Here is a 14,307-nt window from a genome sequence, read left to right on the forward strand (position 1 = left end):
CGTATCAAACAACCTCTGACAGAGGTTGAGATTTTTCATACTGATCGTGGAAAAGAGTTTGATAACCAAGCTATTGATGAATTATTAACAACTTTTGACATCAATCGATCATTGAGTCATAAAGGCTGTCCTTTTGATAATGCCGTAGCTGAATCAACTTATAAGTCGTTGAAAGTAGAATTTGTCTATCAATACACATTTGAAACCTTACAACAATTGGATTTGGAGTTATTTGACTATGTCAATTGGTGGAACCACCTTCGGTTGCACGGTACACTTGGCTACGAGACACCGGTTGGTTACCGTAACCAGAGATTGGCGCAGCGAATCCTTGATAATGAGCTCGGATGTGCTAACGCTAGCGAGGCAGTCTAACTTTAACTGTTAGCTCCTGCCGAAGATCGTCACATCCGAGGAGGCTCATTGTCAAGGACAATCGGAATAGCATACGGAAAGAAGTTCTGCACCTTATAAAATTTGTCAAAAAAACTGTTGCCATTCCATAATGATGGAAATTTGTCATTTGATACATGGACAACTGATATAGATGGACACACTATAACTTGGGCTATAACACCACAATAACGCAAAAAACTCAGTAGACTTAGAAAAATTCTACTGAGTTTTATTTTTTTAAAATCTATTTACTCAAAATTATCTCTCAACTTTGAGCTGTAATTATTATCTCGCCATCTTCTCTATCAAAAATACTTACAGGTTTACCACTTGTTAAATTACTTGTTTCAATGGCTTTATTTAGAAATTGTTGATAGTAATCTTCGTTTCCTTGACCAGATGTATAAATCTGTAAATTTTGAACTGTCGCAGCCATTAGCGGTATTAGATTAACTGTACTTCCATCATCTACAATATAACATCCTAAGTATTGAGAGTTTGCTTGAATTGGGTCATTAATGTCTAAATCTTGATAATAGATTGTTCCTAAATTAATCATATCATTTTGTACTATTGTATTTTCGGATTCTGACTCTAATCTAGACGAACTTGTATCTGTTACAACTGATTTCGTACTTGAAGAATTTGTATCAGAACTTGTAATTTCAAATGTACTTGAAGTAATTTGAGTTTCTTTTGATTCCTCTACTCTCTTTTTTGAGTTGCTACAGCATGCTGATAAATTAACAAATAACAAGAAAAATAAGCATACCTTTATTTTTACTTTCATAAATCCTCCTCATTCAATTGGCGAATTACGTCATTGCCAAGTATCCTAGTTGTTTTTAAATTACCATTTCCATTATTAATATCCACACCTATTTCTTTTGCTATTTCTCTAAGAACAGGTTTAACAATAGGAACTTCATTTCCTTCATGAATAACTCTAATTTTTCCACTTTCTAATTTTTGAACTATATAATTTTTGTACTCTGTTTCTTGCATAATAATTGACCTTGTTTCTGTTGTAGAATTTTTAAGCACTTTGCTCTGAGATATAGATTTGTCTCTACCATCTTTAGTATAAACCATTAATTTTTTTGCTTCATTAATAAGTCCATCATAGATAAATTGAACTTCCAAATCTTCAACATTCACATAAACTAATACTATTCTGTCAACTTTTGTTAGAGTTTTACTATTAAATCTAAATTGATGACTTCCACTTTTTCTAGTTGTAGCTTTAACACTAATACGTTCCCCAGACTCAGAAACAACATCATAACCTTTTTGATTTGTTTCCGTAGCCATTTGACCATTTGTCATAATTGCTGTGTAAAGCTCTCCAATACGGCCAGTAATAAATCTTAACTCCCCAGCATTAGTTCCCCAATTACTTTCTTGTTCTAACCAATCTAATAATTTTGATAGTGAATGAATCATATCTTTTTGTGTTATTGACATTCTATCACTCCTATTTTTTCTAATTTTATAAATGAGTATTTCAATTGTATCATTCTTTAAACTGGCAAATGATAATAAAAAAGCTCTCACAAAATTAATTGTAAGAACGATTTATTATTTACGTAAAATCTGTCTGTATTTAGCAATACGGTCAGGTTGACTTTTCTTTTATTTGACAAAATCATACCACATAAAGCTTTGTATATCAACATTATTAAAAATAGATTGTTATGTACTGCTAACTAGGATGCATTTTGCAGTTAGCAATATCTTACTTTATATTCAATTCAGTGTGAACTAAAAATAACCATCAAAAATCAAAGATTAATCATTTTTTTTAAATACACAAAAAATATACATAGTTAAACTTATTATTCATTTCTATAGAAATAGTCACCTATTTTTTCAAAGTCTGTCTTTTGATTAGATAAATAATAAGTATCTATTTGCTGAGTTTCTTTATTCAAGGTTTCTACACATGTACCCCAAACCCCTAATTTTACATGGCCTTCTCCAATTTTAGTGTAAATCGTTTCTCCCAATGCGTTACTTTTCAAATCATAAAAAAATATATAGTCATGCTCATAAATTTTATTACCCTTAAAATCTATAAATCCAGTGTTTTGACTGAGCATATATGTTTGACCTTGAAATTGTCTAATTACATCGTATAGAGTTCCAGTAATTTCTGGTGTTTCATTACTTTCGATTACTTTACCATTAAATAAATCTATCACTCTAAAATCAGCATTTATAGTCATTGTATTCCTCCTAAAATTAAAACATTTATAATTTTGTTATTTTTACTTGAAAACTATTTGTGTAAATATCAAAAATTGGGAAATCACTTTCTATTTTTAAAAATTTTATTTCATAAATATCATCGTAAAAGAAATGTTCAGATAATATTTTTTCATTTACATCACTAGTATTAACTTTTCCTAAAATATAGTTTTCTAGATTTTCATTTCTTATATTATAATTAATTAGTTTTAAAATCTCTACAATATCATATATGTTTATCTTTTCATTTGAAAAACTAGTAAAAAAATCAAAGAAATCTTCTTTATTATCAAAAAAAATTTTCATTTCTAATCTTAAAGAATTTATTAATTGTTTTTTTTGCTCATCATTATGCCTACCGTACAAATTCCTTTGCCATTTATAAAAATTAGTTTTCTCGCGATTATCAGAAAGAATATCTTTTACATAATCCAAGAGTAGAGGTAACAATGTCACTAATAATATAATGGCTACATACAGATAGCTATCTTCATAATTATTAAGCTGAGTAGTCACATAATCTAATACTTCTTTATGTTTTCTTAAATTCGAGTAAGATATTGTTGTATCAAATAACCACTTCGTAATTTTTGGTATCAAAAGTAAAAAAACAGGAGTCAATATTGCCCCTATAACTGCTTCATTTTTATTAGAACTCTTTATTATTTGTTCCACATTCCAAAATAAAAGTATTATAGATATAGCCATTATTAAAATCTGAAGAATAGATATTTTATTATCAACATCGGGCAAATTATTTATTAAAAAATATAATACAACTAATATTGATGCAATTAAATTTACAATTAAATTACTAATAATAACTGAAAAAATGCCTTTTTTATCTAATTTATCTCCTGAGTTCATCTTAATATTAAATTTAAATCTTTTAAATCTGTATTTATATACGTTAACTCTGTTCATCATCCATTGTTTTATTATTCTCACACCCTAATTTAACTGTACATATATTGTTAATATAAAATAAGAATTTTATTCTAAAATAATACATCTTCCCAATCTTCAATAGATTGAAATCCCATTTCCCAACTATTCTTAATATTAGTTACTAAAGGATATTCATATAATTTATCATTGATATCTTTAAAAGTTAATATCACCCTATCAAAATCCCTATTTAATTCACTTTTTTTAATTGCGAAATATAAGGTATATTTTTCTGATGCGTAAGGTTCTAAAAGAAATGTATATTTTTCTTCATTTCCAAAAACTTCCACATCTGTCTTTTGTATTTGAGTCATCTTTCCAAGTTTTTTATCTTTATGATAGAGTTCTAAATTCACGTCTTTTATAAAACCACTCTCATCAGCTGTATTAAAAAATTCAATCCATAATGGCATAGAGAAAATTACTTCGCCATCATTTTCAAATGTTCCCCATGGTTTATTATTTGTTTTTGAGTAGACCTTTTTAACTGAAATCTTTATATTAGAAAGAGGATTATACTTATCTATTTTTGGTATTAATGATTTCTCTCTTATCCATCCTACAAGTTGTTCTGCGGAATCTTCAATAACAAAACTAATATTTTCTGAAATTTTCAATTTTAAATTATCAATACTACCAACCTCATGAGCATATCTACCCGTATCTCTTAACTTACTTTTAAAATCAACATATTGAGGTAACAAAGTTTCATTTTCATTCAATTTTGCTCCATTCAATTTTCTTTCCAACCAATCATTTGATAAAATTAACACTATTCTTGGTTTATTTAACTCTACCGCTAAGTTATATTCCCATTCTGTATAACTTATTTTTGAATCAGAATCTATTGTGCCATACCTGTATCCTAATATTAATACATAAATATCAGATTCTTCAATCCACTTTCTTATTATATCTTTTTGGCTTCTATCATCTGCTCTAAACAACTCCATTCCAGCAGGAATATGACCTTGTTTCAATATTTGTTCAACTACAGCTTGCCTCTCATCCATTAAATCTGTATATGTTGAGGATACAAATACTTGATATTTCTTATTCATGAATATCTCCAATTCTATGATTTATTGTTATGTTGCTATATTTCAAACCTTTTTTAATTAAATTTCTTAAGCATTTTATTAATATTAGTCATCACCAAAATATGATTAATTTAATGTTTAGTATTTACTTTATAATGAATGAACTTCAACTAAAACTTTTCTTCATCAGACTCCATCAAAGCTTTCTTATAACTTCTTTTATCCCTTATTCTTGTAAATTTCTCATTTATTTTAAAAAAATTTTTTTCTTCATCAAATCCCAATTCTCTTAATAGATGATATTCTAAAATCCCTCTTAAAATAGCGATAGCATCTATTAATTCCTCACCTTCTAGTGCATTTTTTCTTCGTTTTTCATTATAATGAGTGTAGTAATTTCTTGTATCAGAAATTATTTTAGGAAATTCTACATAATTAAATCCGCCAGAAAAAATATACTTTGGATTATCTACAAACATTAAATCTGATATCCTTTCACTCAATAAAATTTTATTTCTTTTCTCATCCCTAACTAAAAACTGTAACCACTCTTCTGGGTAATCATTTAATTTCTTTTTACAAACTTCTATATAATTTTTTTTATTATCTGTATACATTCTGGAATGATAGGTTTCTAGTGCTTGACAGATATTTAAAAAATGATTTTCTATCTTTGACGCATCCGAATAGTATGCTTCCACGTATAAATTCAATATTGGTTTTAGTTTTTCACTTTTTTGGTACCAATTAGCCAAATCACTTGCTTCTAATAAATCAGTACAAGTAAATAAATAATTTGTACTATCAAAATAGTTTTCTTCTTGATTATTAATTGTGGAAAATGAAGAATTAACTACTAATATTGAGTCTTTAGTTTCAGAAAAAGATTCTGTATTTTTTTCTTGTACTGATAATTCTTGATAATTAATTTTTTTATGTGTTGCTAACTCAATAATTGTTTTAAATTGATTAAATTTTTCATCAAACCACTGTATGCTTTGAGGCGATTTGCTTTCTATAATAATTGTCGGTTTTTGAGTCAATTTTACTTCTTCTATCATAAAATCACTCTTAAATATATATCCCACAAAATACTCTATTTTGTACTCTTCAGATTCATAAATTAATAGTTTAGTGTCCCTAGACAAATCGATATAATGTTTTGCTTCCTTCGATACTGATAGAATAAAATTTGATTTTTGAGCCCATTTCATTATTCCTGATACTTTGTAGTATACTTTTGAGAACCTATTCAAACTATCAGATGCTCCATCGATTATATAATCAAAATAGTATTTAAAAACCTCTCTTCCATATGATATTTCCGAAGAATGTTGTACTCTTTGACCATCAACTAATAATATTTTACCACCATTAGATAATGTGACTTCCATAGTGTTTATAAAGTAAGGTAAGAGCGTGGATGAGCCTCTTCCTTTTTCCTTATTATAAAAGTTGATATGAACAAAGTTCACATTTTTTTCATCATTTTGGTAAATTATAGTATCAAGAGATTCCTCAATTCCTTTAATCTCGGTTTTTCCAGAGAACCTTAAAGTCAGTTTCATAAATTTTTACTCCTTTTTCTCATCTCTTATCCTATAAATCGTATTCCTAGCAACATCAAGTTCTTTAGAAATCTTAGTTATAGGTACATCTTTCTCTAACATCTCCACAATCTTTTCATATGTTACACGTTTCTGTTTATCTGTTGAATCAGCACTATACGCAAAAGGTCTACCTTTATATTTACCTTTTTCTCTCGCCAACTCAATACCTTGCCTTTGCCTTTCACGTATCTGTTTACGTTCATTCTCAGCCGTATACTTAAACAATTCAATGATTAGATTATTTAGTAACCTTCTCAAGTTATCATCCTGTATACCATTAAGAGATGGTAAATTAAGTATTTCAAGTGTTGCTCATTTATTTTGTATCTGGTTCATAATATTAGTTATCTCTTTATTATTGCGCCCTAGCCTATCTAATTCGCTTACAACAACTATATCACTTTCTCTAATATAATTTAATAACTCTTGTAATTTTGGACGATTATTATCTTTACCACTTAATTTATCCGAAAAAATCTTATTAACTTCTGCTTTCTCCAACAATTCAAATTGTCTTTCTAAATTTTGTTCTCTTGATGAAACTCTCGCATACCCTATTTTTGTCATGGTAATCCTCCTGATAGGATTCATATATAATGAACATGTATATTGAACGCCTTGAAACCATTATAAATCAATGACTGCATGTTGTATTGTTTAGGTATACTCAAGTTAAACAAAAAAACATACTAATTAAAGTGAACATTAGTATGTTTTCAAGAATTAATTTTAATATAAGACTAATTTTTCTTTTATAATGAATAGTGAATGTCTTCGTTTTATACTTCAAATTCATGTTTATAATTCTTCTTATTAAAATTCATTTTCAAAGTTAAGCTAAAATTTCATGAATAGCATCTAAATAATTTTGCGGGAGTATCATTCCGCCTTTGTAATCCTCGCCAATTTCAGCATTCAACATTCTGTCATACTGTTTAGCAGAACGTTTCAAAAAGATTTCAATTTCCTCTTCCATCCTACTATCAATATATTTCTGAGCTGTCTCTTTATTAAAGAGTGGTTGCTCCCACTCTTTCCCATCAGCATTTAAACCAGTATTCAAGAAACCACATTTCTCTTCAACCTCTAAATTGGTAAAAATCAATCCGACTTTACCATTTTCACGCTTTTTAACGATATTTTGTTCTATAAATCACTGAACAACCTCAGTTGTTTCTAAATCACATAAAAACTTTTTGATTTGCGTGAACGAAAAATATTCTTTTCTGTTCTTCTTTCTCTCTTTTGTAATTTCACTCATTTCTTCTAGAGTAATTTCTTTCTCATTTTTATAAGAGCTTAAATCAATAATCTTATCGTTTTACATTTTGTCTACTCCTTTTTATTCCGCTACTTTTTTAAGTAAGTTAATTTGATACAATCTCGCTTTATCTTCTTTGTTTAACTTGCCACCGTTCAACTCTATCATTCTTTTTATTTCTTTTTCATAATTGATGATATTCTCAATAAAGCTTGATACTGCTTCATTATTTTTACTATTTTCATCAAACATTTCTTTAAAAAATAACTTCATGAAATCAACAAAATTACCATTCTTCAAAAGCCTAACATTCAAGATGTCTATACTTGCTTCATCATCATCTACAAATTCTGATTTAGATTGTTTTCGTTCAGCGGACTGAATCACTCGACTATACAGAAAATTTGTAATCTCAACAAAATCATAGTTGTCATTTTTTAACTTTTCTGCATTATGAACAAAGTAAGTAACAAAAGCATATTGAAAAGGAAACTTTTCTTCAACAAGCTTATTCATTTGTTTGACAGTGATTCTTGGGTTATTTTCTTTTTGTTCTTTTTTGAATTTTGTATATTTTTTATACTCTTCTTCTGTGATTTGAATATATTTGCCATCTTTTTCCGCTTTATATTTTACACTGTGTTCATGCTTTGCTAGAACGGCATCTACTCGATTCAACAAACTTGTAGTTATGCGACTCTCTACAAAATAATCAAGATAATCTTTCATTTTTGCCAAGTCGTACATCATTCTATTCAAGTTCCAATTTTCATTGTCTGAATACATATTTTTGACTTGTTGAAGACTTTCGATATTATCATTATTGATAAAAATTCTTACTAATGCTTTTACTATTTTGTCTTCTTTAGTCAATCTCTCTATAATTCTTCTCTTAGTTACATAATGTTCATATTTATTGCCTTTCCTTTCTTCAACAATCATCATATAGCCCATGCGGTTTTCAATGTAGTTATCAATCTCTGACCAATCAATTGATTTACCTCCAACATTCTCATATTGATTATACTCACTTTCTACCTCTCTTGGGTTGCCAAGAATGAAACGTGGTTCTTGACCTCTCTTGCCTGCAACATACTCAACTGTCTCGTGTGAATGCTGTAGTTGACGGATTACTGATTTTTTAACATTGTCTCTCATTTTCCCTGCTTTAATGATTGAATCCTTTGTCGATGGCTTTATTAAATTCGATTGCAACAATTCTGATATTGTAATTTCCATATTATTTACCCCTTTCTTATTGGTACACAACTCTATTCTTTTATTAATCTATTTTAATTTTAATAAAGAAACGGAGTTGTGTACCAATTAAATTATATCTTGTTCAAAGACCGAACCCCCTGACGCGTAGTTTGTTACTCGCAAGCTCGGTCACAAACTACTTGTCGTAGCCAAGAGCTAACGCTCTCGTCTACATCATCTCTTCTGCTACATATATTATTAATTATTCAACTTTCAAAATCTAAAATATTTAAAAGAAGAAGGTTCTAAAAAATAACTTGTATGAGCGAATGCGAGTATAAGTTATTTTTTAGGCGGTCGTGTGATTCGCGCGTTAACTTGTTAACGTGTGAATACGCGGACGGGGGTCTTGAATTAAATAATATTTTGCCTTTAGGAATGATTCAAACTGGACTAATAAATGTAAATTTTTTTAACACTCTATTCCTTAGTGTCTATAAACTGCATTATTTAAACGATAAACAAAAAATTGTCATATCGATATATATATATTATACCATATTTCCAGATTATTTTATCCACAACACCACAAACGTATGTTCCCTTCGCGAAAATGTTAATAATTTTTTCAACAAAAGAGGGTGTCGACTATACTATAGTCAACACCCTCCTAAAAGCCTACAATTAAAATAACGAATTTTTGGTTTTAAATGTCGTTTATAAACGCTGTATAAACACTAAAGGTCTATTGCATCGTGTATATACTTAAATATTATTTTAATCAATAGTTGCGAGAAAGAAGTTATTTTTTGTTTAAATCACTTATAATTAATTCGAGTTGACCAAACAATTTCCATGCTTGTTCCTTCTCAGTTTTTGATAATCCTTTTTTATCACTAAAAATTAGTATCTCCTTGTATGGATTATCCATGTCATTAATTTTAAATTTAAAAGAAATTCTACTTAATTTATTTAATGACTTTGATTTTGCCGTATTGCCACCAATAACTGCACCGATTCCTCCCGCTAGTGCTCCTCCTACAACGGCTCTTGATATAGCACTACTCGAAGATACTTTGCTAACTATGTCATTGTCTTGGATTAATTCGACTTCAATTACATCCGTTAAATTAATCATCTCTTTCATTTTGTAATATGACTTTGAAACTCCATCTAGCTTAATGTGTCTCAAATTTGCTTCAAAAAACACTTTTTTTTGTATATCTATACCAAGTCTACTAAAACTACCATTAAAACAATTATTCGAACTTGTATCAATTCCATAATGATTTAATTCATCACTCGAAATGTCGTTCGTGGTTAATTTTGGTGTTGTTATAGTTGCGATAATTCCCGCTACTACAAAAAAACCTATTGCAATTATTCCTAACCATCCTAAAGTTTCCATCAAACTCATTGACTCTTCCATTTTCATTCTCCTTTTTATTATTATAGTTGCACGAAAGAAGTGGTGTAATCATTACTTTTAATCATTATTACTAATTTTGGTAAAAAGCTACCCCTATATAAACTCCCTTCAATCTATATTTCACTATTACTAACACTGTTAGACTATGTCTAAAACGAACGAATTAGATAATAATGAATATAATAGAAAAAGAATCTCAAAAAACAACCAAAAAGGTTGAGTTTATAAGATTCTGAGTGAGTCAGTTTTTTATTGTTTAACGTCTGTCAAAAACGTTCGTTTCTTAACATCATTATACGTTACTTACTAAAAGTTTATCAACCTTTGTTACTATTTAATTTATGTGTTCTAACTATTCTGTAAATACTGCTTTCACTAATATTAAGCTCAAGTGCTATCTCGCTCACTGTGTAAGTCTGTTTTCGATGCATTTCAAGCACTTTAGCTTTTGTTAAATTATTTAATTTCGGTCTACCACCTTTGTTATCCGACATCGCTAGAGCTTGTTTCGTGCGTTCTGAAATTAAACTCGCTTCCATCTCTGCAACTGCGGATAAGATTGTAAAAATAAGTTTCCCAGTCGCTGTTGATGTGTCAATCCCCTCCGTAATGATATTAAGATGAATCTTTTTCTCTTCTAATTGACTAATAAGATTGACCAATTGTTTAGTGCTCCTTCCTAATCTGTCAAGTTTGTAGACTATTAGCGTATCTCCTTCTTCTAGGATGTCTAGAGCTCTGTTTAATTGCTCTCTATCAACTTTACGACCACTGACTTGTTCAATGAACCAGTGAGTGGGTTGGTAAGCTGTGAGAGCCTCTATTTGGACTTCAATACCTAATGTTTGCTTACCTGTCGATGTTCTTACATATGCTACTTTCTTCATTGCTGACTCCTTCTATTTGTTTAATAACTTCATGGTGTCAGTAATAGTGAGTGGTTAAGAAACTTTGTAGCAAGCTTATGAACTATTACTGATATTGTCAATACATTTTTACTTAATTGTTTGTAGCGGTGAGTGTTTGACTGCTTTTTCTATTGAATCGTCAATATTTAATGACCTTAGATAGACTTCCGTCGTCTTAATCGAGGAATGTCCCAATAATTTTTGAATCATATAAATATCTGCACCATTTCTAACTAGTTTCTGAGTAAAATAATGTCTAAAAGTATGAGGACTAATCCTAATATTTGGATTAACATTACTTGCAACACCAATTTTCTTAATTTCTCTCTCTGCCGAGATATAGCTATATTGTTTGCCATACTTTGTAAGAAATACATATTCATCTTTCATAATTTCATAATATTCAAAAAAAACATTAGCTACTCTGAGATACTTTAGATAAGCTTTATATACTGTTGGCGAACAATGAACTACTCTATCTTTCTTCCCTTTACCGTTCTCCACCTTAATTTGCGATTCTTCAACATGACAGTGTTTAAGATTCATAACCTCACTTATTCTGAGACCAGTGTCAACTAAAATTAGCAACAGTAAGTAACTTCTTTCATTGGTAAACTTGGTCTGAAGTCCTAGATGGTATTTGTCTTTACGCTTTACATTAGTAAATGTTCTTTGTTTAGCGTACTTTAACATCTTTTTAACTTCATCATCAGAGAAGGTGTTGATAACAACCTGTCTCTCTTTTATCCACTTTACATATAAACAGGGATTTTCTTTTTCTCTCATGTAATTCTCATCTATACAATACCTAAAAAACGCTCTAATGCTACGTAAATGGCTATTTACGTAAGTTTCTGCTTTTCCTTCTTCAATATTCTTAATCAAAAAGCCGCGTACGTGAGATACAGTCACCATATCTAGTGAGTCAACATTTTTTTCTTCTAAAAATTTCAGAAACATACTCAAAGTTTTCCCATGTTTTTTTATCGTCTTTGGAGATAATCCTCTTGCCCTGTCATTAAATGCTGACTCTACTACTAAATCCTTTAATATCAATCTTTCCATAACAAAAAAACTCCTTCGCTAACATATTAGTTAACGAAAGAGCCTTCTGACTTTTGCCATTTTAAATTAGAGTCCAATCAAAATTAACTCATGTGGTAAGTAATCCAAGACAGTAAAAATTCATATTGGACACCGCACTAGATGAGTATTTAACCCATCAAATTTCAATCAAAAACCTCTTTAAACCTTGATATATCAGCTTAACGAATCCCCAAAGCAATCCGTGCATAACGACTCATTTTATCGGTCGTCCAAGCGGGATACCAAACTAATTTTACCTCTGGATTTTTGACTTCTGGAATATCGCTTAATGCTTCGTGTATCGATTCAGTCAATACGTCGGCTAAGGGACAGCCCATTGTTGTTAAGGTCATTTTGATTACGGTATTGCCTGTTTCTGCATCAAATTCGACTTCATAAACTAAGCCTAGATTCACTATATCAATCCCCAACTCAGGGTCAATCACGGTTTCCAAGGCAGCCAAGACACGCTCTTTGATTGCTTCTGCTTCTACTTCAGTATATGCCACGGTTGAAGACCTCCTTTAATTCTTGTTTCAAATAATACCTTCTTTTGCAAGATTTGTAAATGGACGATCCTTGATTATGGACGGCTTTTCTTGTGTATTTTCAGTTCTGGGAAGACTCCTGTCGTTTTAAAGGTCCGTTGTTCATCATCTGTCGCAAAACGGCCTGTAATCGATTGGGTCGGCACAAAATTAATAAACGCATTGCCGTCAGCTTCTAAAACGGCTTGTTCTAAATCGTAGATCTCGTAGCGCGTCACGACCATCATGATCATATTGCCAGGTACGCCTGAATACCCTCCGACTGAGGGGAACAAAGTCATGCCGCGAAACACATGCTTAGAAATATTTTTCCCAACAGCTTCCGCATTGGTCGTAATAATCATCGCCGTTACCTTTTGATGACTTGTGTGCAGCATGTCCACCACGTAGCTCATCGCGAAAATCGAAATGATCGTGTACAAGGCACTTTCCCAAGAAAAGACGAAACCTGAGACCATGACAATGATGCCGTTTAAAATAAACATATATTTACCGACCGTTTTTCCAGTCGTTTTTGATAATATCAACGAAAGGATATCCATTCCGCCGGTGGTAAAACCCATTTTCAGTGAAAACGCAACGCCGACGCCTAACAGTACGCCACCGAGCAAAGCGTTAACCAAAATATTGTCAGTGATCGCTCCTTGCGGAAGGATCATCGTTAAGACAGAAACGACAACGACATTGATAAAGCTCAATAGTGTCGATGATTTCCCGAGTTTGATGAACCCGAGAACAAAAATAGGCAAGTTTAAGAGGAAAATAAACAGCCCTGTACTAAGGTGAACGCCAAAATGTTCCAAGGCAAGTGCCACGATCAATTGGGCGACCCCGTTCATCCCAGCAGAAAGAACGTTTGCGGGAATCAAAAAGAAATTTAAAGCAATGGCTGCGGTGATACCTGACAGCAAAATAACCCCTATTTTTTTCAATCGTTCTGATTGTTCGTGCTTCGTTAATAACTTACTCACAATGATCTAGCTCCTTCACTAAAAATCTCCTTCCAAAGAATAGCAGTTTGTGTGAAAAAATGAAACAATTATTTGCAAAAATTTACTTTTCATTCCCGCATCGTTCGCCTCCATGTTAAAATCATAAGTAAGAGATGAGAGGAGTGATTGATTTTGGCAAAAGAAGCAAGTTTTGATGTCGTATCTGAGATCAACACAGAAGAAGTGAAAAACGCCATTCAACAGGCGGAAAAAGAATTGAAAAACCGATTTGATTTTAAAGGCTCCACGGTAGAAATCAAGATGACTGAGGGCAAATTGACGATTGTTGGGGATGACGAATTTAAGCTGGAGCAAATCAAAGATGTGCTCTTTGCGAAGCTGATCAAACGGAATGTACCAACGAAAAATATACAATTTGGCGAAACGGAGCATGCCTTGGGGGCAAAAGCTCGTCAAACGGCAGAATTGATCAATGGCATCGATAAAGAAAACGCCAAAAAAATAACCACAGCGATCAAAAACGCCAAGCTAAAAGTTAAAACCCAAATTCAAGACAATCAAATTCGGGTAACCGGCAAAAGTCGTGACGATCTGCAAGAGGTGATCCAATTATTGCGTAAACTGCCTTTAACGATCGATTTACAGTTTACAAATTATCGCTAATAAAAAAACTAGAACAGA

General features: G+C 31.0%; 15 protein-coding genes and 2 pseudogenes. 2 read left to right on the top strand and 15 right to left on the bottom strand.

All coding sequences use genetic code 11. The annotated features are described in order from the left end of the window. Window positions 1-375 (top strand): IS3 family transposase (locus IAE45_RS02970; protein ID WP_002368750.1); only part of this gene is annotated, 375 nt, incomplete at its 5' end. Between the two features lie 286 nt (window positions 376-661). Here IAE45_RS02970 and IAE45_RS02975 read toward each other — a convergent pair. The 15 genes and pseudogenes from IAE45_RS02975 to IAE45_RS03040 form a co-directional block, all read right to left on the bottom strand. Continuing rightward, complete coding sequence (locus tag IAE45_RS02975; protein WP_200127836.1) at window positions 662-1,186, bottom strand: hypothetical protein; 525 nt, start codon at window positions 1,184-1,186, stop codon at window positions 662-664. Further along, a complete protein-coding gene (locus IAE45_RS02980; protein ID WP_200127838.1) occupies window positions 1,183-1,860 on the bottom strand; it encodes a DUF6998 domain-containing protein in 678 nt (225 codons plus the stop codon). Before IAE45_RS02980 ends, IAE45_RS02975 begins: the two co-directional genes overlap by 4 nt. A gap of 371 nt (window positions 1,861-2,231) precedes the next feature. Continuing rightward, the gene (locus IAE45_RS02985) at window positions 2,232-2,621 is read right to left on the bottom strand and encodes a hypothetical protein (protein WP_200143119.1); all 390 of its coding nucleotides are present in this window, start codon (window positions 2,619-2,621) and stop codon (window positions 2,232-2,234) included. Window positions 2,622-2,646: 25 nt separating this feature from the next. Then, complete coding sequence (locus IAE45_RS02990; protein WP_200143120.1) at window positions 2,647-3,570, bottom strand: hypothetical protein; 924 nt, start codon at window positions 3,568-3,570, stop codon at window positions 2,647-2,649. Between the two features lie 71 nt (window positions 3,571-3,641). Beyond that, window positions 3,642-4,652 carry a DUF4062 domain-containing protein gene (locus tag IAE45_RS02995; RefSeq protein ID WP_200143121.1) on the bottom strand — a complete coding sequence of 337 codons (1,011 nt, stop codon included), beginning with the start codon at window positions 4,650-4,652 and terminating at the stop codon, window positions 3,642-3,644. Between the two features lie 149 nt (window positions 4,653-4,801). After that, window positions 4,802-6,199: a HEPN domain-containing protein gene (locus IAE45_RS03000; protein ID WP_200124905.1), complete on the bottom strand. Its 1,398-nt coding sequence runs from the start codon at window positions 6,197-6,199 to the stop codon at window positions 4,802-4,804. A gap of 6 nt (window positions 6,200-6,205) precedes the next feature. Continuing rightward, a pseudogene (locus IAE45_RS03005) lies at window positions 6,206-6,808 on the bottom strand (recombinase family protein). 265 nt (window positions 6,809-7,073) lie between these two features. Next, window positions 7,074-7,346, bottom strand: a complete 273-nt coding sequence (locus tag IAE45_RS03010) for a hypothetical protein (RefSeq protein ID WP_200124907.1) — start codon at window positions 7,344-7,346, stop codon at window positions 7,074-7,076. A 237-nt stretch (window positions 7,347-7,583) separates the two neighbouring features. After that, window positions 7,584-8,741, bottom strand: a complete 1,158-nt coding sequence (locus tag IAE45_RS03015) for a hypothetical protein (RefSeq protein ID WP_200124909.1) — start codon at window positions 8,739-8,741, stop codon at window positions 7,584-7,586. Between the two features lie 763 nt (window positions 8,742-9,504). After that, a complete protein-coding gene (locus IAE45_RS03020) occupies window positions 9,505-10,131 on the bottom strand; it encodes a hypothetical protein (RefSeq protein ID WP_144771443.1) in 627 nt (208 codons plus the stop codon). Window positions 10,132-10,448: 317 nt separating this feature from the next. Beyond that, the gene (locus IAE45_RS19340) at window positions 10,449-10,625 is read right to left on the bottom strand and encodes a helix-turn-helix domain-containing protein (protein WP_442784168.1); all 177 of its coding nucleotides are present in this window, start codon (window positions 10,623-10,625) and stop codon (window positions 10,449-10,451) included. Next, window positions 10,617-11,018 (bottom strand): annotated as a pseudogene (locus IAE45_RS03025) (recombinase family protein); the annotation flags it as partial. The gene IAE45_RS19340 and the pseudogene IAE45_RS03025, both read right to left, overlap by 9 nt. 108 nt (window positions 11,019-11,126) lie before the next feature. Then, a complete protein-coding gene (locus IAE45_RS03030) occupies window positions 11,127-12,104 on the bottom strand; it encodes a tyrosine-type recombinase/integrase (RefSeq protein ID WP_200124911.1) in 978 nt (325 codons plus the stop codon). Between the two features lie 200 nt (window positions 12,105-12,304). Then, window positions 12,305-12,634 (bottom strand): metal-sulfur cluster assembly factor, encoded by a 330-nt coding sequence (locus IAE45_RS03035; protein WP_005231940.1) that lies wholly within the window; start codon window positions 12,632-12,634, stop codon window positions 12,305-12,307. A 74-nt stretch (window positions 12,635-12,708) separates the two neighbouring features. Further along, a complete protein-coding gene (locus tag IAE45_RS03040) occupies window positions 12,709-13,644 on the bottom strand; it encodes a YitT family protein (protein WP_005230189.1) in 936 nt (311 codons plus the stop codon). A 153-nt stretch (window positions 13,645-13,797) separates the two neighbouring features. Here IAE45_RS03040 and IAE45_RS03045 point away from each other — a divergent pair, with 153 nt between their 5' ends. Next, a complete protein-coding gene (locus IAE45_RS03045) occupies window positions 13,798-14,289 on the top strand; it encodes a YajQ family cyclic di-GMP-binding protein (RefSeq protein WP_005230187.1) in 492 nt (163 codons plus the stop codon). The last annotated feature ends 18 nt before the right edge of the window (window positions 14,290-14,307 follow it).

Source organism: Enterococcus sp. S53 (assembly GCF_016516865.1).
Taxonomy (GTDB): Bacteria; Bacillota; Bacilli; order Lactobacillales; family Enterococcaceae; genus Enterococcus_D; species Enterococcus_D innesii.

Bases quoted from the DNA above. Each gene is read 5' to 3' on its own strand.
- IAE45_RS02975 (WP_200127836.1), bottom strand. From the start codon at position 1,186: ATGAAAGTAAAAATAAAGGTATGCTTATTTTTCTTGTTATTTGTTAAT.
- IAE45_RS02980 (WP_200127838.1), bottom strand. From the start codon at position 1,860: ATGTCAATAACACAAAAAGATATGATTCATTCACTATCAAAATTATTA.
- IAE45_RS02985 (WP_200143119.1), bottom strand. From the start codon at position 2,621: ATGACTATAAATGCTGATTTTAGAGTGATAGATTTATTTAATGGTAAA.
- IAE45_RS02990 (WP_200143120.1), bottom strand. From the start codon at position 3,570: ATGATGAACAGAGTTAACGTATATAAATACAGATTTAAAAGATTTAAA.
- IAE45_RS02995 (WP_200143121.1), bottom strand. From the start codon at position 4,652: ATGAATAAGAAATATCAAGTATTTGTATCCTCAACATATACAGATTTA.
- IAE45_RS03000 (WP_200124905.1), bottom strand. From the start codon at position 6,199: ATGAAACTGACTTTAAGGTTCTCTGGAAAAACCGAGATTAAAGGAATT.
- IAE45_RS03015 (WP_200124909.1), bottom strand. From the start codon at position 8,741: ATGGAAATTACAATATCAGAATTGTTGCAATCGAATTTAATAAAGCCA.
- IAE45_RS03020 (WP_144771443.1), bottom strand. From the start codon at position 10,131: ATGGAAGAGTCAATGAGTTTGATGGAAACTTTAGGATGGTTAGGAATA.
- IAE45_RS19340 (WP_442784168.1), bottom strand. From the start codon at position 10,625: ATGTCGGATAACAAAGGTGGTAGACCGAAATTAAATAATTTAACAAAA.
- IAE45_RS03030 (WP_200124911.1), bottom strand. From the start codon at position 12,104: ATGGAAAGATTGATATTAAAGGATTTAGTAGTAGAGTCAGCATTTAAT.